The following is a 20,920-nucleotide window of genomic DNA, read 5'->3' on the forward strand; positions in this document are numbered from 1 at the left end:
AGGAGCGCGACTCATGACCGTGATCAAGCAAGACGACCTGATTCAGAGCGTTGCCGACGCCCTGCAATTCATTTCCTACTACCATCCCGTTGACTTCATCCAGGCAATGCACGAAGCCTACCTGCGCGAAGAATCGCCAGCAGCCCGTGACTCCATCGCCCAGATCCTGATCAACTCGCGCATGTGTGCCACCGGCCACCGCCCGATCTGCCAGGACACCGGTATCGTCACCGTGTTCGTGCGCGTGGGCATGGACGTGCGTTGGGACGGCGCCACCATGGGCCTGGACGACATGATCAACGAAGGCGTGCGTCGCGCCTACAACCTGCCGGAAAACGTCCTGCGTGCTTCGATCCTCGCCGATCCGGCAGGCGCGCGTAAAAACACCAAGGACAACACCCCGGCGGTGATCCACTACTCCATCGTCCCGGGTAACACCGTGGAAGTGGATGTGGCCGCCAAGGGCGGTGGTTCCGAGAACAAGTCGAAAATGGCCATGCTCAACCCGTCCGACTCGATCGTCGACTGGGTGCTCAAGACCGTTCCGACCATGGGCGCCGGCTGGTGCCCACCGGGCATGCTCGGCATCGGCATCGGCGGCACCGCCGAGAAAGCCGCCGTCATGGCCAAGGAAGTGTTGATGGAATCCATCGACATCCACGAGCTGAAAAAGCGCGGCCCCTCCAACCGTATCGAAGAGATGCGCCTGGAGCTGTTCGAGAAGGTCAACCAACTGGGTATCGGCGCCCAGGGCCTGGGTGGCCTGACCACCGTGCTCGACGTGAAGATCATGGACTACCCGACCCACGCCGCCTCCCTGCCGGTGTGCATGATCCCCAACTGCGCCGCCACCCGTCACGCGCACTTCGTGCTCGACGGTTCGGGCCCGGCATCGCTGGAAGCACCCTCGCTGGACGCCTACCCGGAAATCGTCTGGGAAGCTGGCCCGTCGGCCCGTCGCGTCAACCTCGACACCCTGACCCCGGAAGACGTGCAGAGCTGGAAGCCGGGCGAAACCGTATTGCTCAACGGCAAGATGCTCACCGGTCGCGACGCCGCGCACAAGCGCATGGTCGAGATGCTGAACAGGGGCGAAACCCTGCCAGTGGACCTCAAAGGTCGCTTCATCTACTACGTTGGCCCGGTTGATCCGGTGCGCGATGAAGTGGTTGGCCCGGCTGGCCCGACCACTGCGACGCGGATGGACAAGTTCACCCGTCAGATCCTCGAGCAAACCGGCCTTTTGGGCATGATCGGCAAATCCGAGCGCGGCCCGACCGCCATCGAAGCGATCAAGGATTACAAGGCCGTGTACCTGATGGCCGTGGGTGGTGCTGCTTACCTGGTGGCGCAAGCCATCAAGAAGTCGCGCGTTGTCGCCTTCGCCGAACTGGGCATGGAAGCGATCTACGAGTTCGAAGTGAAAGACATGCCGGTCACCGTTGCGGTGGACAGCAAAGGCGAATCCGTCCACATCACCGGTCCTGCCATCTGGCAGAAAAAGATCAGTGAAAGCCTGGCGGTAGAAGTGCAGTAAGCGCTTCTTCGCACCGATAAAGGCGACTGCGGCTACACAGCCCAGTCGCCTTTTTTATGGCGCATGCTATGGTGCTCCCCCCTAATTGCAGCTGTTCATACCCGTATGATCGCAATCCCCCGTCCACTGCGCCTGACCGCCTACTCCCTATTGATCATCGCCGGTGCGGTGCTGGCCGCCGCCTTGGCCACGCGCCACGCCGAACGCCAGGCCCTGGTCGACGATGCCGCACGCGCCAATCAGCAGCTCATGCTATACGGCAACTCGTTGCACACCCTGATCGAACGCTACCGCGCGCTGCCCGCCGTGCTGGCGCTGGATTCGGAAATGATCAGCGCGCTGAAAGGCCCGCTGGATGCCGCGACCCAGGACGTGCTCAACCGTAAACTGGAACGTATCAACGGCGCCGCACAGTCCTCCACATTGGAACTGATGGACCGCACCGGCCTGGCCGTGGCCGCGAGCAACTGGAACCTGCCGAGCAGCTACGTCGGGCACAATTACGCGTTCCGGCCATATTTCAGCCAGACCCGGAGCCAGGGCACCGGGCGCTTTTATGCGGTCGGGGTGACCACCGGCGTGCCGGGGTATTTCCTTTCCAGCGCAGTGCTCGATGAACACGAGCAGTTCCTCGGTGCCATGGTAGTCAAGCTGGAATTCCCCGAACTCGAGCGTGAATGGGCCCAGGGTAACGACCTGCTGCTGGTCAGCGACGCCCGCGGTATCGTGTTTATCGCCAACCAGCCGGGCTGGCGTTATCGCAACCTGCGCCCGTTGTCGGCTAGCGACCTGGCCGAACTACAGGCCACCCGCCAATACGACAAGAAACAATTGCAACCGCTGAAGACCCAGGCCCTGCAACGTTTCGACGAAAACAGCCACCTGATGCGCGTCAACGGCCCCGATGGCAACGCCAATTACATCTGGGAATCCCTGCCGCTGAAGGCCGAAGGCTGGACCTTGCACCTGCTGCGCAAACCTCAGTTCCCCTTCGAAGACCAACGCAACGCCGGCCTCGCTGCCGCCGGTTCGTGGCTGGCATTGGTGTTTCTGGTGCTGTTTCTGACCCAGCGCTGGCGTCTGGCCCGCATGCGCCAGCGCAGCCGCGAAGAGCTCGAACAGCTGGTCGAGGAGCGCACCCAGGCGCTGCGCACGGCCCAGGATGGCTTGGTGCAATCGGCCAAGCTGGCGGCGCTGGGGCAGATGTCTGCGGCCCTCGCCCATGAAATCAACCAGCCACTCACCGCGCAGCGCATGCAATTGGCGACCCTGCGCCTGCTGCTGGACCATGGCCGCGTGGGCGATGCCTACAAGGCGCTCACGCCACTGGACGACATGCTCACGCGCATGGCCGCGCTAACTGGCCATCTCAAGACATTCGCCCGCAAGAGCCCCAGCGGCCTGCGCGAACGCCTGGACCTGGCCAAGGTGGTCGACCAATCCCTGGAGTTGCTCGACGCACGCCTGCGCGATGAAGGCATCGGCACCGTGCTGGACCTGACCCGTCCCGCCTGGGTCCGTGGCGACGCGATCCGCCTGGAACAGGTACTGATCAACCTGCTGCGCAATGCCCTCGACGCCATGGCCAACAAACCGCGCAAACGCCTGGAAATCCGCCTGCATGCCGATGAGCAACTGTGGCAGTTGACCGTCAGCGACAGCGGCGGAGGCATCGCCGAAGAACACCTGAACAGCGTGTTCGACCCCTTCTTCACCACCAAACCCGTGGGCGATGGGCTCGGCCTGGGGCTGGCGGTGTCCTACGCTATCGTGCACGAACTGGGTGGGCGCCTGTGCGTCGCTAACCGTGGCGACGGCGCGGTGTTTACCCTGACCCTGCCTATCGCGCTGGAGACACCGGAGCTATGTTGAATGCGGTGATTGTGATCGATGACGAAGCCAGCATTCGCACAGCCGTCGAGCAATGGTTGAGCCTGTCGGGATTTGAAGTGCAGTTGTTCAGTCGCGCCGAGGCCTGTCTGGCGCAACTGCCCAAGGACTTTCCCGGGGTGATTTTGAGCGACGTGCGCATGCCCGGCCTCAGCGGCCTGGAACTGCTGGCCGAAGTGCGGCGGCGCGATGCCGACTTGCCGGTGATCCTGCTGACCGGCCATGGCGATGTGCCGATGGCCGTCGAAGCCATGCGCGACGGAGCCTACGACTTCCTGGAAAAACCCTTCAGCCCCGAAGCCCTGCTCAACAGCCTACGCCGCGCCCTCGATAAACGCAGGCTGATCCTGGAAAACCGCCGCCTGCATCAACAGGCCGATCATCGGACACAATTGGAAAACAGCCTGCTGGGCGTGTCCCGCAGCTTGCAGAACCTGCGCCGCCAGGTGCTGGACCTGGCGACACTCCCAGTCAATGTACTGATCCGCGGCGAGACCGGCAGTGGCAAGGAACTGGTCGCCCGCTGCCTGCACGACTTCGGCCCACGGGCGAAGAAAGCCTTTGTCGCGCTCAATTGCGCGGCGATCCCCGAGCAGTTGTTTGAAGCCGAGCTGTTTGGCCACGAGAGCGGCGCGTTTACGGGGGCCCAGGGCAAGCGTATCGGCAAGCTGGAATACGCCCACGGTGGCACGCTGTTTCTGGATGAAATCGAAAGCATGCCCCTGGCCCAGCAAGTCAAATTGCTGCGCGTGTTGCAGGAGCAGAAGTTGGAGCGGCTGGGCTCCAACCAAAGTATCCACGTCGACCTGCGCATCATTGCCGCGACCAAGCCGGACCTGTTGGACGAGGCCCGCGCCGGACGTTTTCGCGAAGACCTGGCCTATCGGCTGAACGTCGCGCAACTGCGCCTGCCGCCCCTGCGCGAGCGTCGTGAAGATATACCGCTGCTGTTCGATCACTTTGCGCAAAGCGCCGCCGAACGCCTGGGCCGCACCGTTGAACCGCTGAGTGGCGCGCAACTGGGGCGCCTGCTCAGCCATGACTGGCCGGGCAACGTGCGCGAACTGGCCAACGTCGCCGAACGCCAGGTGTTGGGGCTTGGCGAGCCAGAGCCCGAAGGCATCGAGGCCGGGCAATCATTGGCGGCGCAACAGGAAGCCTTCGAGGCCCACTGCCTGAAAGCCGCACTGACCCGGCACAAAGGCGATATCAAGGCGGTGCTGGCCGAGCTGCAACTGCCCCGGCGCACCTTCAATGAGAAGATGCAGCGGCATGGGTTAGTGCGGGAGATGTTTCTCTAGGCCATGCTCTGGGTTGCTTTCAAAGACCCCATCGCCGGCAAAGCATAAGCGGATTTCCGCTCAACCAGCCCAAAACCATCAGCGGCTTTCCGCTCAAAAAAACCTGCAAACCCTTCTAGACCGGGCCTTCCCCCACCTGGCACAGCTCCTGCTATAGCCCCAATCAGGCTGTGCTCAGGCACGCTCCATAAAAACAACTATCTGAAGGATCCTTCAATGGATAACTCCAATACCTTGCCTCTGGGGTCGGCGGCTGCGCCGGCGAAAGAACGCACCACCACCAGCCGCATCAAATCGATCTTCAGCGGATCGGTCGGCAACATGGTCGAGTGGTACGACTGGTACGTCTACGCGGCGTTCTCGCTGTACTTCGCCAAAGCCTTCTTCCCCAAAGGCGACACCACCGCCCAACTGCTCAACACCGCTGCGATCTTCGCCGTGGGCTTCCTGATGCGCCCGATCGGCGGCTGGTTGATGGGCCTGTATGCCGACCGCGCCGGGCGTAAAGCCGCGTTGATGGCCTCGGTACTGTTGATGTGCTTCGGCTCGCTGATCATCGCCCTGAGCCCGGGCTATGAAACCATCGGCGTCGGTGCGCCGATCCTGCTGGTGTTCGCCCGCCTGCTGCAAGGCTTGTCGGTCGGTGGCGAATACGGCACCTCGGCCACTTACCTGAGTGAAATGGCGACCAAGGAACGTCGCGGTTTCTTCTCCAGCTTCCAGTACGTGACCCTGATCTCCGGCCAGCTCATTGCCCTGGCGGTGCTGATCGTGCTGCAACAGACCCTCACCACCGAGCAACTGTACGATTGGGGCTGGCGTATCCCGTTCGCCATCGGCGCCCTGTGCGCAGTGGTCGCGCTGTACCTGCGGCGCGGCATGGAAGAAACCGAGTCGTTCACCAAAAAGGAAAAAGCCAAGGAAAGCGCGATGCGCACCTTGATGCGCCACCCCAAGGAACTGATGACCGTGGTCGGCCTGACCATGGGCGGCACCCTGGCCTTCTACACCTACACCACCTACATGCAGAAGTACCTGGTGAACACCGTCGGCATGAGCATTTCCGACTCCACCACCATCTCGGCGGCGACGCTGTTTCTGTTCATGTGCCTGCAACCCCTGGTCGGCGCGCTGTCGGACAAGGTCGGCCGGCGTCCGATCCTGATCGCCTTCGGCATCCTCGGCACACTGTTCACCGTGCCGATCCTCACCACCCTGCACACCATCCAGAGCTGGTGGGGCGCGTTCTTCCTGATCATGGCGGCGCTGATCATCGTCAGCGGCTACACCTCGATCAACGCCGTGGTGAAGGCGGAACTGTTCCCCACCGAAATCCGCGCGCTGGGCGTGGGCCTGCCGTATGCATTGACCGTATCGATCTTCGGCGGCACCGCTGAATACATCGCACTGTGGTTCAAGAGCATCGGCCTGGAAACCGGCTACTACTGGTATGTGACTGCGTGTATCGCGGTGTCGTTGGTGGTCTACGTGACCATGAAGGACACCCGCAAGCATTCGCGGATCACCACTGACTAACGGCTGGATGCGGTAACGAATGTGGGAGGGGGCTTGCTCCCTCCCACACGTGCAATCAGGACAACTCTGCCACTTCGCGCCGCACATAGCGCCGCTGCGCATACGAAGCCCCAACAATCATCACCACCAGCACCGCCGCCAACACCGCCGACGAGCCGATAGTGCCGAAGTCCAGCCCGCCCTTGGCATGGGGTTTGGTCAGGAAGTCGCCCAGGGTCGCACCAAACGGCCGGGTCAATACGAACGCCACCCAGAACAGCAATACCGACGAAATCCGCGTGAAGTACTTGAGCGCCACCACCACCGCGATGGTCGAGCCGATCAACAAGGCACCACCGGCGAAGCCGAGCCCCGAATCGTCGGCAAGGAAGTCGCCCAGAGCAGTGCCCAAGGTGTTGGAGAACAGGATCGCCATCCAGTAGAACAACTCGCCGCGAAAGGTTTGCACCTTGTTCACGTTCAGCGAATCACCGCTGAGGTGCCACAACGCGAAGATGATCATCAGGATCACGATCAGGATCATCGACCCCGCGGCGTAGCCCAGGCCGAGGCTGCGGTCCATGAAGTCGGACATGGTGGTGCCGGCGGTGCTGGTGGACAGGATCACAATCCAGTACAGCACCGGGTTGTAGGATTTCGACCAGAGTTGCGTCACCAGGGTGACCAGGAACACGCCGATCAGGATCATCGAGCTGATGGCATAACCGACGTTCAGGGTCATCGACAGCAAGTCCCCGGCGGTTTCGCCCAGGGTCGTCGCGCAGATTTTCATGACCCAGAACGCCAGGGTGATCTGAGGAAGTTTGTTCATGCAGTGCAAGGCTCCGAAGCTCAATCTATCAATGGGCCGACTTATAGGGGGGTGTCGACCTGGCGCGCAGACTGAACGGGGCGCTGTGAAAAATAGGTGGGCGCTGAATGAAAATTCCATAGCGCCAATGGAAATTCGCCGCCATGGCTTGCACTATGACGGCCCCCAGAAAAGCGCAGCAGGAACCTCGGCGATGTCTGACGATAGCTATTACTACGAACCCGCCAACGGCCACGGCCTGCCCCATGACCCGTTCAATGCCATTGTTGGCCCACGGCCGATCGGTTGGATTTCGTCCCACGACAGCCAAGGTCGCCTGAACCTGGCGCCCTACAGTTTCTTCAATGCGTTCAACTACATTCCGCCGATCATTGGGTTTTCCAGCGTCGGGCGCAAAGACAGCCTGAACAATATCGAACAGACCGGCGAGTTTGTGTGGAACCTGGCCACCCGCCCGTTGGCCGAGCAGATGAACCAGAGCTGTGCCGCCGTACCGCCAGAGGTGAATGAGTTCGAGTTGTCCGGCCTGACGCCGGTGGCCTCGAAGATCGTCGGCGTGCCGCGGGTGGGCGAGAGCCCGGTGTCGTTCGAGTGCAAGGTCACGCAGATCATCCAACTGCAGCGCGCCGACCAGGTATTGGTACCCAGTTGGCTGGTGCTGGGCGAGGTGGTCGCGGTGCATATTGCCAAGTGGCTGCTCAAGGATGGGATCTACGACACCGCCGCCGCCGAACCGATCCTGCGTGGCGGCGGCCCGGCGGATTACTTCCAAGTGGGCCCTGAGGCGCTGTTCAAAATGTATCGCCCAGGCGCCACCCAAGCCTGACTGCAGTGCAATAAAAAATGTGGGAGGGGGCTTGCCCCCGATAGCGGAGTTTCAGCTACAGATAGGCTGACTGACACACCGCCATCGGGGGCAAGCCCCCTCCCACATTAGTTGGCGCCGGTTGCCCAGGCCAGTTGGCCGTCTTGATCCACATCGACCAGACACTCAAGTTGCAGCGTCGCCGCATCGTCGGCATCGGACGCCGTCTTGAACCTCTGTCCATCCAGGATCTTGTGAAACTGCGGTGCGCCCATACCATCCAGCGCCTTGACGGCGACGGCGGCGCTGTAGCCCCCTTCGCCCGGTACTACGGCGGAAACGGCTTCGTGGTGAGCAAATTGTTTACGTGCCATGTTGCAGGTCCTGGCCAATGGAAAGTCGGCCATTCTAAACCCTAACCGGCGAGTTGCAGGTACTCGCCGTAGGCATTGGCGGCGGATGCATCGGTGAAGGTCTGGAAGTCCATGCTGCGCACGACCATGTCGTTCAACAGCTCGGAGAAGATCATCAGGGCCGGCGAATTGAAGTAGGCACTCATCGCCTGTTCGCTGCTCCAGAAGCCCGAGACCAGCCAGACATCAGGGTCGACCTGGGAATGCTGCAACGAAAATTGCAGGCAACCCTGAGCCTGACGGCCCGGTTCGATCAAACTGCTCAAGCGAGCACCGAGTTCGGTGCTGCAACCGCTGCGGGCGCGGATAAAGGCCATATGGCTCGCGGGAATGGGGGTGGACATGTTCGACTCTCCCGTTGAGAAGTGATGCTCGGCAAGCACGGTGAGGGCGTGTTGCCACAGGATCAAAGATAACGGCGCAGGTCGAGGCGCGGTTAGTCGATTCCTGCCGGCTTATTGCACAATCCTGCGAAAAGCGTAGACAGAACGATTGCCCGCCGGTTTTATTCCACAGGCAGACGCCATATTTCAGGGCGATGACCGTTCTCCTGCTTGCCTGATTCACGATGTGTCGCAGGATCAGGCAAGGATTGTGCAGAATCGACATACCACGGTTTGAACAGCCGCCGCTAAGCTGAGCCCATCAAAAAAGCCTGCAGAGGACGTCCCATGTCGTCGCCCGAACCCAAGTCCATGCCCCTCGATGCCGAGATGGAAAAACAGCGCGCCGAACTGGCCAGCATCGTGCATCGACATACCTGGGAAGACGGCTCCTACGGTACGGCGATCACGTCACTGTTCCTGAACCGCCACAACACGCCGCGCGACTTCAGCCCGGTGCTGGTGGAACCCGCCCTGTGCATCCTGGCCAATGGCCGCAAGGAAGTGCGCCTGGCCGACGAAATCTTTGCCTATGATCCGCTCAATTACCTGGTGTTTTCGGTGTCGATGCCGGTGGCCGGGCGGATCATCGATGCCACTCCGCAAGACCCTAACCTGTCGATCCGCATCAACATCGACCCGGCGCAGCTCACCGCCCTGATCGCAGAAGCCGGGCCGATGGGGGTGCCGTCGCGCCCGACCCCGCGTGGGATGTACGTCGACCGCATCGACAACCAACTGCTCGACGCCGTACTGCGCTTGACGCGCTTGCTCGATTCGCCCAAAGACATTGCGATGCTGGCGCCGTTAATCAGCCGCGAAATTCTCTACCGCTTGTTACGTGGGCCGCAGGGTTACCGGCTGTATGAAATCGCCGTGGCCAACAGTCAGAGTCATCGGGTCAGCCAGGCGATCAAATGGCTCAATGGCAACTACGAACAGCCGCTGCGCATTGATGACCTGGCCAAGGAAGTGAACCTGAGCGTCTCGACCTTGCACCACCGTTTCAAAGCCATCACCGCTATGAGCCCGCTGCAATACCAGAAGCAGTTGCGCTTGCAGGAAGCGCGGCGGCTGATGCTTGCCGAAGGGCTGGAAGCCTCCGCGGCGGGGTATCGGGTGGGGTATGAAAGCCCGTCGCAGTTCAGCCGCGAATACAGCCGGCTGTTTGGTGCGCCGCCGCTGCGGGATTTGGCGAGGTTGCGTCAGAGCGTGTGATTCACTGCCGATCAGATGTGGGAGGGGTGGTGCGACTTGCTCCCGATGGCGGTGAGTCAGCTAAAGATAAGCTGACTGTTGCACCGCTATCGGGAGCAAGCTCCCTCCCACATTTGCCCGATGGTGTTCTTTAGTCGAGGGTTCGGGGCAGTTGCAAGGTGACCCGCAAACCACCCTCGCGCAAATTCTGCAAACTCACTTCGCCGCCATGGCTGTGCGCTATGTTGCGCGCGATGCCCAGGCCCAGGCCGTAGCCCTGCTGCTGGCCGGCGAGGCGGAAGTGCGGTTCGAAGACCTGCTCCAGGCGCTGTTCCGGTACGCCCGGGCCTTCGTCGTCGACGTGCAGGATGAACTCCGCGCCATCGTCCTCGATATGCAAATGGGCGTTCTGCCCGTACTTCAATGCGTTGTCGATCAGGTTGCCGATGCAGCGCTTGAGCGCCAGCGGCTTGCCCGGATACGGCGCCAACGCGCGCCCATGCTGGGTCACGCGGCCGTTGCCGTTGGGCGCCAGGTACGGCTCCACCAGGCAGTCGAGCACATGGTTGAGGTCGACCGGTTCGATATTTTCGTGAATGTCAGTGTCTTTCACGCACTGCAGCGCGCCTTTGACCAGCAACTCCAACTCGTCCAGGTCGCGGCCGAATTTGGTTTGCAGGTTTTCATCTTCGAGCAATTCGACCCGCAGGCGCAGGCGTGTGATCGGTGTGCGCAAGTCGTGGGAAATTGCACTGAACAACTGGCTGCGTTCGGTGAGGTAACGGCTGATGCGTTCGCGCATGGCATTGAAGGCGCGCCCCACTTCCACCACTTCACTGCCGCCGCCTTCGGCCACCGGCTCCACGTCGGCGCCCAGCGACATGTCCCGCGCTGCCCGCGCCAGGCGCTTGAGCGGCCGGCTCTGCCAGTGGACCAACAGGCCGATGAACAGCAGCAAAAAGCCGCTGGTCAGCACGATAAACCACACTTGCTGCGACGGCAGACCTTGCTCTTCGAGACTGGTGTACGGCTCGGGCAACAGCGAGGCGATGTACAGCCATTCGCCGGGAGCGAGTTGGATCTGGGTGACCAGCACCGGCGGGTTCACCGGCTCCAGGGTCAACGCGTAATGCGCCCAGGAGCGTGGCAGCTCATCGAGTTTCAATCCGGCATTGAAGATGCGCAGGTCTTCGGCGCTGACGAACTCCACCGAGATATGCACATCGGCGCCCAAGGTCTGGCGCAGCACTTCATCGACCGCTTTGAGCACCGCTTGCTTGCGCGGGGTCTGCGGCAAGATCGCCATGTCCAGCGGGCGGTCATTGAGCGTCACCACAAAACGTGTGCCGCCCATGCTGCGCAATTGGTCGAGGACCAACGGGCGATAAGCCACCGGCAGCGAACGGAAATAGCTCACGCTGGCCGTCATCGAATGCGCCAGGCTACGGGCGCTGGTGACCAGGCCTTCGAGCTGGGTGGCGCGCAATTGCGAAACCCAGATCACGCTGGACAGCGCCTGGGCGAACAGCACCGCGAGCAAGGTCAGCAGCAGCATGCGCCCGAGCAGCGAGCGCGGCACCGGGAAGCGGCGGCGCCGTTCGCTCAGGTGTTCAATGGGCATTGCCGGCAACCACGCTGGCTGCCAGTTGATAGCCGCTGCCGCGCACGGTGCGGATCAGCCTCGGCGGTTTTTCCGTGTCGCGCAGGCGTTGGCGCAGGCGGCTGACGGCCATGTCGACGATCCGATCGAGCGGCATCAGGTCGCGGCCACGGGTGGCGTTGCCGATGGTGTCGCGGTCGAGGATTTGTTGCGGGTGGTCGAGAAACAGCTTGAGCAGGGCAAAGTCGGCCCCGGAGAGGATCACCTCTTCACCGTCGACGTGAAACAGTCGGTGGCTGATCGTATCCAGGCGCCATTCATCGAACGCCAACACGTCGCCATTGCCGCTGCGCTCCTGGCCGAACTGGCAGCGGCGTAACAGGGCCTTGATCCGCGCCTGCAACTCGCGGGGGCTGAAAGGCTTGCCGATATAGTCGTCGGCGCCCAGCTCCAGGCCGATCACGCGGTCGGCTTCGTCGGAACTGGCGGTGAGCATGATGATCGGCACCTGCGCCTGGCGCGGGTGCTGGCGAATCCAGCGACACAGGCTGAAGCCGTCTTCGTCCGGCAACATCACATCGAGGATGACCAGGTCGCACGGCGCCTCGTCCATCGCCTGACGGAACCCCGCACCGTCCGGCACGCCACGTACCTGGAAACCGGCGCGACTGAGGTAGGTTTGCAGCAATTCGCGGATTTCCTGGTCGTCGTCGACGAGGAGAATCGATTTACTGAATACGCTCACGGGGCCCTCCTTGTTGTTATGGCCATGCTGTAGGCGCGAGCTTGCTCGCGAAAATCCTGAGGCTGCCGCGTATCACCTGATGCGCTTCGTTATCGTCAACATTCTTCGCGAGCAAGCTCGCTCCTACATGGCGAATGCCTGTTCAAGCGCCACACCCGCCCCGGTCAACCCGGAATACGGCGCCGTCACCAGCCACACCGGAATGCCCTTGAAGTAGTCACTCATGCAGCCTTTGTCACTGAAGCTCTTGGCAAAATCGCTGTGGATAAAGAAGTCGGCAAACCGCGGGATCACCCCGCCGACGATATACACACCGCCCCGTGCGCCGGTGGTCAGCACGTTGTTACCGGCTACGCGGCCCAGCCAGATACTGAACTGGTTCAACACTTCCATCGCGACAGGGTCGCCGGCCAGGCCTGCCGCCGTGATCGCTTCCGGCGTATCCAGCACCGGCGTGTGACCATCCACCGCACAGATCGCCCGATACACCCGTGGCAAACCTGCTCCACTCAAGGCGCTTTCGGCGCTGACATGACCGATCTCAGTGTAAATGTGCTGCCACAGCTGGGCTTCCCGCGGGCTGCTCAGGGGCAGGTCGACATGCCCGCCCTCCCCCGGCAACGCGGCCCAACGGCCGCCGCCCAGGTCGAGCAAGGTGCCGACGCCCAGGCCGGTGCCCGGACCGATCACCACCGCCGGGCGCAACGGTTCCGGCGTGCCAGGGCAGACCACGCGGAATTCGTCGGGCTTCAAGCGGGTCATGCCCAGGGCCATGGCCGAGAAGTCATTGACCAGCAGCAGTTCATCCACCTGCAAGGTCTTGCAAAACGCAGTCTTACTCAAGCGCCAGTGGTTGTTGGTGAATTTAAATTCATCACCGCTCACCGGCCCGGCCACCGACAGGCACACCGCACCGATGTCGCCGATCGCCAGGCCTTCTTCCTTGAGGTAGACCTTGATCGCGTCCTCCGGGCATTTATGATCCGCGGTGGCATGCACCCGGATCGAATGCAGTGCCTGATCCCGCCACAACGCAAAACGGGCGTTGGTACCGCCGATGTCACCGACCAGCGCAAGTTTCACTTAAGCGTCTCCAAGGCACAGGTAAAGGCGCTGGCGCCCTGCTCTGCGGAGCTTGCGGCCAAGCGCATAAAGGCAAACAGCTCGCGACCGGCCCCCACGTTATTGCCCAACAGGCCCGTGGCAGGTGTGCGCGCTGCAAATTCTGCGGCGTCCACCTTAAGCTCCAAGGTGCCTTTGACGCCATCCACGCGAATGATATCGCCATCGCGCACGCGTGCCAGCGGCCCGCCGCTCTGGGCTTCGGGGTTGACATGGATCGCGGCGGGGATCTTACCCGAGGCGCCGGACATGCGCCCGTCCGTCACCAGCGCCACGTTGAAACCACGGTCCTGCAACACGCCAAGGAACGGGGTCATCTTGTGCAATTCGGGCATGCCGTTGGAGCGCGGCCCCTGGAAGCGCATCACCGCGACAAAGTCTTTTTCCAACTGGCCGGCCTTGAACGCATCGGCCAGATCCTGCTGGTCCTGGAACACCACCGCCGGGGCTTCGACGATCTGGTGCTCGGGGGCCACGGCGGAGACTTTCATCACGCCACGGCCGAGGTTACCTTCCATCACGCGCAAACCACCTTCCGGCGAGAACGCACGGGCCACGGGGCGCAGGATGGCTTCGTCGAGGCTTTCGATCGGGCCGTCGCGCCAGATCAGCTCGCCGTCGACCAGGAACGGTTCCTGCGTGTACCGGCTCAGGCCCTTGCCGGCCACGGTGTTGACGTCTTCGTGCAGCAGGCCGGCTTCGAGCAGTTCGCGGATCAGGAACGACATGCCGCCCGCCGCCTGGAAGTGGTTGATGTCGGCCTTGCCGTTTGGATACACGTGCGACAGGGTCGGCACCACTGCGGAGAGGTCGGCCATGTCCTGCCATGTCAGGATGATACCCGCCGACATGGCGATGGCTGGCATGTGCAGGGTGTGGTTGGTAGAACCGCCGGTGGCGTTGAGCGCGACGATGGCGTTGACGATGGATTTTTCGTCGACGATCTCGCCGATCGGCGTGAAGTTGCCGTTGGCCTTGGTCAGACGCGTGACCTGATGCGCGGCTTCGCGGGTCAGCGCGTCACGCAGCGGCGTGTACGGGTTGACGAACGAGGCGCCGGGCAAATGCAGGCCCATCACTTCCATCAGCAACTGGTTGGTATTGGCGGTGCCATAGAAGGTGCAGGTGCCGGGGCTGTGGTAGGACTTCATCTCCGATTCCAGCAGCTCTTCGCGGCTGGCCTTGCCTTCGGCGTAGCGCTGGCGCACGTCGGCCTTCTGCTTGTTGGAGATGCCCGAGGGCATTGGCCCGCCGGGGACGAAGATCATCGGCAGATGGCCGTAGCGCAGGGCGCCCATCATCAGGCCGGGGACGATCTTGTCGCAGATGCCCAGCATCAGCGCCGCATCGAACATGTTGTGGGACAGCGCTACCGCCGTGGACATGGCAATGACTTCGCGGCTGAGCAGGCTCAGCTCCATGCCCGGTTCGCCCTGGGTCACGCCGTCGCACATGGCCGGCGTGCCGCCGGCGAACTGGCCGACCGAACCGACTTCGCGCAGGGCCTTTTTGATCTGTTCAGGGAAATGTTCATACGGCTGGTGCGCCGAGAGCATGTCGTTATATGACGAAACAATTGCCACGTTGGCGGCGTTCATCATGCGCAGGCTATTTTTATCTTCGGTGCCGCAACCGGCCACGCCGTGGGCAAAGTTGGCGCATTGCAGCTTGCCGCGCATCGGGCCGTCGCTGGCGGCGCCGCGAATGAGCGCAAGGTAAGCCTCGCGGGTAGCACGACTGCGGGCGATAAGCCGTTCGGTGACCTCAAGAACGCGGGGATGCATGTGTAGAACTCCAGGCTAGCGGATGTGGCGACCTGAGCGTCTATGCTGATCAAACGCCCGCAGCACATGGGATGGCAGGGAGTCGTTTGGATCATCGGACCAGTTGATTCAGGTCACTCGTTGTAGATTGAACAAAATATTGCCATTAAAAAGGCTTGTTTTCTATTTTTATGCGAATAATCTTGTAATTCTTACAACAAATCGACGACAGGCAGCTTCCAATGACTCTTCGAATCGCAATCAATGGTTTTGGCCGTATCGGCCGCAATGTCTTGCGCGCACTGTATACCCAAGGCTATCGCCAGGATTTGCAGATCGTCGCCATCAATGACCTGGGCGACAGTTCGATCAATGCCCACCTGCTCAAATATGACACCGTCCACGGTACTTTCGATGCAGAGGTCGCCCACGATCAGGAAAGCCTGACCGTCAATGGTGACCGGATCGCCGTCAGTGCCATTCGCAACCCGGCCGACCTGCCCTGGGCTGCGCACAATATCGACGTGGTGTTCGAATGCACCGGCCTGTTCACCGACCGTGCCAAGGCTGCCGCCCATATTAGCGCCGGCGCGCGCAAGGTGATCATCTCCGCCCCGGCCAAAGGCGCGGATGCCACCGTGGTCTACGGGGTAAACCATGACATTTTGCGTCAATCCCACCAGATCATCTCCAACGCCTCCTGCACCACCAACTGCCTGGCGCCGGTGGCCCAAGTGCTGCACCGCGAGCTGGGCATCGAAAGCGGCCTGATGACCACCATCCATGCCTACACCAACGACCAGAACCTGACCGACGTCTACCACACCGACCCCTACCGCGCGCGCTCGGCCACCCAGAACATGATCCCGAGCAAGACCGGCGCCGCCGAAGCGGTCGGCCTGGTGCTGCCGGAACTGGCGGGCAAGCTGACCGGCATGGCCGTGCGGGTGCCGGTGATCAACGTATCGCTGGTGGACCTCACCGTGCAGTTGAAAAAAGACGCCACGGCCGAGGAAGTCAACGCGCTGCTCAAGGAAGCCAGCCAGCACTCGAAAATCCTCGGCTACAACACCCTGCCGCTGGTTTCCAGTGACTTCAACCACAACCCGCTGTCGTCGATCTTCGACGCCAACCACACCAAGTCCAGCGGCAAACTGCTGAAAGTACTGGCCTGGTACGACAATGAGTGGGGCTTCTCCAACCGCATGCTGGATAACTGCCTGGCGCTCTGCAGCGCCGAGTAATCTTTTGCGGGAGGGGCGGTCCGACGATTCGACTTGCTCCCGATGGCGGTGTATCAGTCATGCATGTGTTGACTGACATTCCGTAATCGGGAGCAAGCTCCCTCCCACATTTGATCGGTCGAGGCCCAGAGAAACAGTCACTTGCCATTTTTGTTGATGATACGCATTATCATTAACTGCAAATCGGTCCGGTATCACTGTGAGCCAATCTCGCTTCAACCAAGTCTTTCTCACCCAACGGGTGATTCTGCTACGCACCTTGCAGCGGATGGTGAACAACCACAGCACCGCCGAGGACCTGTTGCAGGAAACCTACCTGCGCGTGACCCGGGCCCTGGGCGAGCGGCCGATCGATCACCTCGAACCCTTCGTCTACCAGACCGCGCGCAACCTCGCGCTGGATCACTTGCGTTCGCGCAGGATACAGGCGCGCACACTGCAGGAAGATGTCCCGCTGGACGTCCTGCAAAGCGTCGCCGCCCCCATCAGCACGCCCGAAGACGCGACCCAGGCCGAGCAACTGCTTGAGCACCTGAGCATCAGCCTCGGCCAGTTGAGCGCACGCCAGCAGCAGATCTTCATCCTCAGCCGCCTGCACGGTTGCAGCTACCAGGAGATTGCCGATCAGTTGGAAGTGTCCTTGAGCACGGTGCAAAAGGAACTGAAATTGATCATGGCCATCTGTGTAGGTGTGGCCGAACGGCTGGATCAGCCTTAAGCTTCATCCGACAGAAATGTCGATCCAGGCTGTAGGAAAGATAAATAGAACGCGGCGAAGACCCGAGGCACACCGTGACGGACCCGAATAAACTGCGCCCCCATGCGCTGGCTCATGAGGTGTTGCAAGACCCGGCGATGGACCAGGCCCTCGACTGGCTGATCGCCTTGCAGTGCCCGCAACCCGGGCAGCAGGCCGCGTTCGAAGCCTGGCTGGCCGGCGATCCGGCGCGCGCCCAGGCCTTCGGCAAAGCCCAGGCGGCCTGGGCTGGCGCGCCCGTCCACAGCGCCGCCGTCGCCCTGGCGGCACCGCGCAAGCCCAACGCCTGGCGCCGCATCAAGCCGCATTGGAAACCACTGGCCACCGCCGCCGTATTGATGCTCGGGCTGTTCAGCTTCAGCAACCTACCGGTACGCCTGCAAGCCGACCACCTCACCGTGGTGGGTGAACGCCAGCGCCTGCAATTGGACGAGGGCTCGAACGTCTTGCTGAACACCGATTCGGCGTTCTCCAGCAGCATCAAAGACCACCAGCGCATCGCCCGCCTCTACCAAGGCGAAGCGTTTTTCGAGGTGACGCCCAACCGCGGCCTGCCCCTTGAAGTCGACGCCGGCCCCGTGCGCGCCAGCGTGCGCGACACCGCGTTCGCCGTGCGTTACCTCAATGGCGAAGCCCAGGTGCAGGTGCAGCGCGGCGATGTCGACCTGAGCAACACCTTCGACGATGCCCGCGTGCGCCTGAGCGCCGGGCAAAGCATCCGCATCGGCCCCAAGGGTTTCGGCCAACCCGCCAGACTCGATGCCAACAAAGACCTGGCCTGGGTCCAGGGCCGGCTGATTTTCGAAAACTGCCCGATGAGCGAAGTGCTCGCCGAATTGCGCCGCTATTACCCAGGCTGGATCGTCAACACCAACGAGCAACTCGCCAGCGTCGCCGTCACCGGCAACTACCGCCTCGACCAGCCGTTGGACGTGGTGCGCTCCCTGGCCCACATCACCTCGGCCAAGCTCTCTGAATACCCGGCACTGGTGATCCTGAACTAAATGAGAATTATTTTTACTCGATAACGCTCGGCGGTACGTCTCGTCTTAGCCAATGCAACTGATTCCCATTTGAATCGGTTCGCAACTATAAGATTCGTATCTCCGGAGCGCTTTCGATGTCCTCTCGTTTCAATCGCCGGTCTTCTTCGCCCGTGCTGTCCTTGCTGACCGCCGCCATCCTGCTGGCCGGTGCGCCGGTGATGGTCGCCGCCGCCGAACCCACCGCCCGCAGCCAGGGCAACTACAGTTTCAGCATCGAACAGCAGCCGCTGGTTGCGGCACTCAATGCCTTCACCGCCGTGACCGGCTGGCAAGTCGGCCTGCCGGCGGAGCTGGGCCAGGGTGTGTCGTCGCCTGGCGTGCGCGGTGCGCTGTCGCCGGAAAAAGCCCTGGAGCGCCTGTTGATGGGGACCAACCTGAGCTACCGCAAACTCGGCAACAGCAGCATCGCCCTGGAAAAGCGCGCTGCCGGCAGCGTCCTCAACCTGCAACAGTTGACCATCAGCGCCACCCGTAACGAGCAGGACGTCAACAGCGTACCGAACACCGTCAGCGTGCATGAGCGTGAAGCGCTGGACCGCCAGAACGTCAACAACATCCGCGAGTTGGTGCGCTACGAACCCGGCGTCTCGGTCGGTGGCGCCGGCACCCGCGCCGGCAACGCGGGCTACAACATTCGCGGTATCGACGGCGACCGCATCCTCACCCAGGTCGATGGCGTGGAAGTGCCGGACAACTTCTTCAACGGTCCCTATGCCAAGACCCGTCGCAACTACGTCGACCCGGAAATCGTCAAGCGTGTGGAAATCCTGCGCGGCCCGGCGTCAGCCCTGTACGGCAGCAGCGCCATCGGCGGCGCGGTGAGCTATTTCACCCTCGACCCGGACGACATCATCAAGCCCGGCCAGGACGTCGGCGCCCGCCTCAAGACCGGCTACAGCTCCGCCGACGAGAGCTGGCTGACCTCCGCCACCGTCGCCGGCCGCGTGCAGGACGTCGACGGTTTGCTGCACCTGAGCCAACGCAATGGCCATGAAACCGAAGCCTACGACGGCAACAACGCCACCGGCCTGGCCCGCACTGGCGCCAACCCCGAGGAGGCGCGCACCACCAACGTGCTGGCCAAGCTGGGCTGGAATTATGGCGATGACAACCGTCTGGGCCTGACTTACGAGAAGTACAAGGACGATCGCGACGTCAACCTGAAGAATGCGGTGGGAGGCCCGTTCGTCGGCGGCCAAGGCTTCAATCTCTACCGTGACCGACGGGGCAACGACACCATCACCCGCGAACGTTTCGGCCTGGAAAATACCTTCGCCCTCGACTCGCCCATGGCTGATCGCATCAAGACCAGCCTCAATTACCAGATCGCCAAGACCGACCAGACCACCGCAGAAATCTACCAGGCGGGCCGTCGGGTATTGCGCACCCGCGACACACTTTACGAAGAAAAGCAGTGGATATTCGATGCCCAGTTGGACAAGGCTTTCAGCCTCGGCGACACCGATCACCAAGTGACCTACGGCACCACGCTCAAGCAGCAGAAAGTCACTGGCTCCCGCGAGGGCGCGGCCACTTGCCTCGCCGTCGGTGCCGGTTGCACAGCCATTGGCGCGCCCAGCCCAACGGCCAGCGACAGCGTGACGAAGACCAGCGACTTCCCGGACCCAACCATCAACACCTATTCGCTGTTTGCCCAGGATCAGATCGCGTGGGACAAATGGACCTTCCTGCCCGGCGTGCGTTATGACTACACCCGGCTCAAACCCAAGCTGACCCAGGAATTCCTCAGCAACGTCAACCCGACCGGCCAATACCCGGTGAGCGACAAGGAAAAAACCTGGCACCGTGTCACCCCCAAGTTCGGCCTGACTTACGCCCTGACCGATCACTACACCGTGTTTGGCCAATACGCCGAAGGCTTCCGCACGCCCTCGGCCAAGGCGCTGTACGGACGCTTTGAAAACCTGAACCTGGGCTACACCGTCGAGCCCAATCCCGACCTCAAGCCGGAAACCAGCAAAGGCATTGAAACCGGGATTCGCGGCAAGTTCGACGCGGGCTCCTTCGACATCGCGGTGTTTTACACCAAGTACCGCGACTTTATCGACGAAGACAACGCGGTCGTCGGCGGCACCGTCGAACAGTTCCAGGCCGTCAATATCAAGCGCGCAACCATCAAGGGCGCGGAAGCCAAGGGCCGCTTGAACCTCGACGCCTTCGGGGCGCCTCAGGGCCTGTATACCCAGGGGTCGATTGCCTACGCCTACGGGCGCAACGACGACAGCGGCGAGCCACTGAACAGCGTCAACCCACTCAAAGGCGTATTCGGCCTGGGTTACGAACAGGACAACTACGGTGGCCTGTTGAGCTGGACGCTGGTGAAAAAACAGGATCGCGTCGACAGCAGCAGCTTCCACGCTCCCGACGGCAGCACCGACGGCCCGTTCAAGACCCCTGGCTTCGGTGTGATCGACCTGACCGCCTTCTACAAAGTCACCCAGGACGTGACGCTCAACGGCGGGCTCTACAACCTCACCGACAAGAAGTACTGGAACTGGGATGACGTGCGCAGCTACGACAGCGTCGGCGAAGCCGGTGTCACTGGCCCGGCCAACCTTGACCGCCTGACCCAGCCCGGTCGCAACTTCGCGATCAATGTGGTCTGGGACATCTGATCAACCCGCCTCGCCTCGTCGGAATTAATCATCGGTGAGGTGAGGATTTTTTACTGTGCCGCGTCTTCTTGTTCGTCTAGTTACTAACCGCCCAGCCACGCCCCAGGGCATCACGGCGCTCCCCTTCTCAAGGA

At 62.0% G+C, this 20,920-nt stretch carries 17 protein-coding genes; 10 read left to right on the plus strand and 7 right to left on the minus strand.

The window, feature by feature from the left end; all coding sequences use genetic code 11:
* Nucleotides 1-13: 13 nt before the first annotated feature.
* The 4 genes from J2Y83_RS22890 to J2Y83_RS22905 all read left to right on the plus strand — a co-directional run bounded on the left by J2Y83_RS22890 (nt 14) and on the right by J2Y83_RS22905 (nt 6,264).
* Nucleotides 14-1,537 carry a fumarate hydratase gene (locus J2Y83_RS22890; RefSeq protein ID WP_253398505.1) on the plus strand — a complete coding sequence of 508 codons (1,524 nt, stop codon included), beginning with the start codon at nt 14-16 and terminating at the stop codon, nt 1,535-1,537.
* Nucleotides 1,538-1,642: 105 nt separating this feature from the next.
* Nucleotides 1,643-3,409 (plus strand): ATP-binding protein, encoded by a 1,767-nt coding sequence (locus J2Y83_RS22895; RefSeq protein ID WP_253398507.1) that lies wholly within the window; start codon nt 1,643-1,645, stop codon nt 3,407-3,409.
* Nucleotides 3,403-4,728, plus strand: coding sequence for a sigma-54-dependent transcriptional regulator (locus tag J2Y83_RS22900; protein ID WP_253398515.1), 1,326 nt, complete (start codon nt 3,403-3,405; stop codon nt 4,726-4,728). The genes J2Y83_RS22895 and J2Y83_RS22900 overlap by 7 nt, the downstream gene beginning before the upstream one ends.
* A 216-nt stretch (nt 4,729-4,944) precedes the next feature.
* The gene (locus J2Y83_RS22905) at nt 4,945-6,264 is read left to right on the plus strand and encodes an MFS transporter (protein ID WP_253398517.1); all 1,320 of its coding nucleotides are present in this window, start codon (nt 4,945-4,947) and stop codon (nt 6,262-6,264) included.
* A 55-nt stretch (nt 6,265-6,319) separates the two neighbouring features.
* On the opposite strand, the gene J2Y83_RS22910 is transcribed toward J2Y83_RS22905, so the two are convergent.
* Nucleotides 6,320-7,075, minus strand: coding sequence for a COG4705 family protein (locus J2Y83_RS22910; RefSeq protein WP_253398519.1), 756 nt, complete (start codon nt 7,073-7,075; stop codon nt 6,320-6,322).
* Nucleotides 7,076-7,268: 193 nt separating this feature from the next.
* Between J2Y83_RS22910 and J2Y83_RS22915 the strand changes: the two genes are divergently transcribed.
* Nucleotides 7,269-7,901, plus strand: a complete 633-nt coding sequence (locus J2Y83_RS22915) for a flavin reductase family protein (RefSeq protein WP_253398521.1) — start codon at nt 7,269-7,271, stop codon at nt 7,899-7,901.
* A gap of 107 nt (nt 7,902-8,008) precedes the next feature.
* Here J2Y83_RS22915 and J2Y83_RS22920 read toward each other — a convergent pair whose 3' ends face one another.
* Both J2Y83_RS22920 and J2Y83_RS22925 read right to left on the minus strand, forming a co-directional pair.
* Entirely contained in the window at nt 8,009-8,287 is a 279-nt protein-coding gene (locus J2Y83_RS22920) for a hypothetical protein (RefSeq protein ID WP_253398523.1), read from the minus strand.
* An 8-nt stretch (nt 8,288-8,295) separates the two neighbouring features.
* On the minus strand, nt 8,296-8,637 hold the full coding sequence (locus tag J2Y83_RS22925; RefSeq protein ID WP_253398525.1) for an antibiotic biosynthesis monooxygenase family protein: 342 nt from the start codon (nt 8,635-8,637) through the stop codon (nt 8,296-8,298).
* 327 nt (nt 8,638-8,964) lie between these two features.
* Here J2Y83_RS22925 and J2Y83_RS22930 point away from each other — a divergent pair, with 327 nt between their 5' ends.
* Nucleotides 8,965-9,894: an AraC family transcriptional regulator gene (locus J2Y83_RS22930; protein WP_253398527.1), complete on the plus strand. Its 930-nt coding sequence runs from the start codon at nt 8,965-8,967 to the stop codon at nt 9,892-9,894.
* 130 nt (nt 9,895-10,024) lie between these two features.
* Here the strand turns inward: J2Y83_RS22930 and J2Y83_RS22935 are convergent, their stop codons facing one another.
* From J2Y83_RS22935 to edd, 4 genes are all read right to left on the minus strand, one after another.
* Entirely contained in the window at nt 10,025-11,452 is a 1,428-nt protein-coding gene (locus J2Y83_RS22935) for an ATP-binding protein (RefSeq protein WP_162231530.1), read from the minus strand.
* A gap of 31 nt (nt 11,453-11,483) precedes the next feature.
* On the minus strand, nt 11,484-12,218 hold the full coding sequence (locus tag J2Y83_RS22940) for a response regulator (protein WP_253398529.1): 735 nt from the start codon (nt 12,216-12,218) through the stop codon (nt 11,484-11,486).
* 123 nt (nt 12,219-12,341) lie between these two features.
* Entirely contained in the window at nt 12,342-13,301 is a 960-nt protein-coding gene (locus tag J2Y83_RS22945) for a glucokinase (protein WP_253398531.1), read from the minus strand.
* The gene (edd, locus tag J2Y83_RS22950) at nt 13,298-15,124 is read right to left on the minus strand and encodes a phosphogluconate dehydratase (protein WP_247406374.1); all 1,827 of its coding nucleotides are present in this window, start codon (nt 15,122-15,124) and stop codon (nt 13,298-13,300) included. The genes J2Y83_RS22945 and edd overlap by 4 nt, the downstream gene beginning before the upstream one ends.
* Nucleotides 15,125-15,345: 221 nt before the next feature.
* On the opposite strand from edd, the gene gap reads away from it, so the two are divergent.
* The 4 genes from gap (at nt 15,346) to J2Y83_RS22970 (ending at nt 20,786) form a co-directional block, all read left to right on the plus strand.
* Nucleotides 15,346-16,347: a type I glyceraldehyde-3-phosphate dehydrogenase gene (gene gap, locus J2Y83_RS22955; protein ID WP_253398534.1), complete on the plus strand. Its 1,002-nt coding sequence runs from the start codon at nt 15,346-15,348 to the stop codon at nt 16,345-16,347.
* Nucleotides 16,348-16,546: 199 nt separating this feature from the next.
* Nucleotides 16,547-17,065 (plus strand): RNA polymerase sigma factor, encoded by a 519-nt coding sequence (locus tag J2Y83_RS22960; protein ID WP_253398536.1) that lies wholly within the window; start codon nt 16,547-16,549, stop codon nt 17,063-17,065.
* Nucleotides 17,066-17,139: 74 nt separating this feature from the next.
* The gene (locus J2Y83_RS22965; RefSeq protein ID WP_253398539.1) at nt 17,140-18,108 is read left to right on the plus strand and encodes a FecR family protein; all 969 of its coding nucleotides are present in this window, start codon (nt 17,140-17,142) and stop codon (nt 18,106-18,108) included.
* Nucleotides 18,109-18,224: 116 nt separating this feature from the next.
* Nucleotides 18,225-20,786, plus strand: a complete 2,562-nt coding sequence (locus J2Y83_RS22970) for a TonB-dependent receptor (RefSeq protein ID WP_253398541.1) — start codon at nt 18,225-18,227, stop codon at nt 20,784-20,786.
* Nucleotides 20,787-20,920: the final 134 nt, after the last annotated feature.

The sequence above is a fragment of the Pseudomonas marginalis genome (genome assembly GCF_024169655.1).
Taxonomy (GTDB): Bacteria; Pseudomonadota; Gammaproteobacteria; order Pseudomonadales; family Pseudomonadaceae; genus Aquipseudomonas; species Aquipseudomonas paraveronii.

What these genes read in the sequence shown, in the direction of transcription:
- edd (WP_247406374.1), bottom strand. Translation starts at nt 15,124, where the DNA reads ATGCATCCCCGCGTTCTTGAGGTCACCGAACGGCTTATCGCCCGCAGT.
- J2Y83_RS22900 (WP_253398515.1), top strand. Translation starts at nt 3,403, where the DNA reads ATGTTGAATGCGGTGATTGTGATCGATGACGAAGCCAGCATTCGCACA.
- J2Y83_RS22970 (WP_253398541.1), top strand. Translation starts at nt 18,225, where the DNA reads ATGTCCTCTCGTTTCAATCGCCGGTCTTCTTCGCCCGTGCTGTCCTTG.
- J2Y83_RS22915 (WP_253398521.1), top strand. Translation starts at nt 7,269, where the DNA reads ATGTCTGACGATAGCTATTACTACGAACCCGCCAACGGCCACGGCCTG.
- J2Y83_RS22910 (WP_253398519.1), bottom strand. Translation starts at nt 7,075, where the DNA reads ATGAACAAACTTCCTCAGATCACCCTGGCGTTCTGGGTCATGAAAATC.
- gap (WP_253398534.1), top strand. Translation starts at nt 15,346, where the DNA reads ATGACTCTTCGAATCGCAATCAATGGTTTTGGCCGTATCGGCCGCAAT.
- J2Y83_RS22930 (WP_253398527.1), top strand. Translation starts at nt 8,965, where the DNA reads ATGTCGTCGCCCGAACCCAAGTCCATGCCCCTCGATGCCGAGATGGAA.
- J2Y83_RS22905 (WP_253398517.1), top strand. Translation starts at nt 4,945, where the DNA reads ATGGATAACTCCAATACCTTGCCTCTGGGGTCGGCGGCTGCGCCGGCG.
- J2Y83_RS22920 (WP_253398523.1), bottom strand. Translation starts at nt 8,287, where the DNA reads ATGGCCGACTTTCCATTGGCCAGGACCTGCAACATGGCACGTAAACAA.
- J2Y83_RS22925 (WP_253398525.1), bottom strand. Translation starts at nt 8,637, where the DNA reads ATGTCCACCCCCATTCCCGCGAGCCATATGGCCTTTATCCGCGCCCGC.
- J2Y83_RS22895 (WP_253398507.1), top strand. Translation starts at nt 1,643, where the DNA reads ATGATCGCAATCCCCCGTCCACTGCGCCTGACCGCCTACTCCCTATTG.
- J2Y83_RS22890 (WP_253398505.1), top strand. Translation starts at nt 14, where the DNA reads ATGACCGTGATCAAGCAAGACGACCTGATTCAGAGCGTTGCCGACGCC.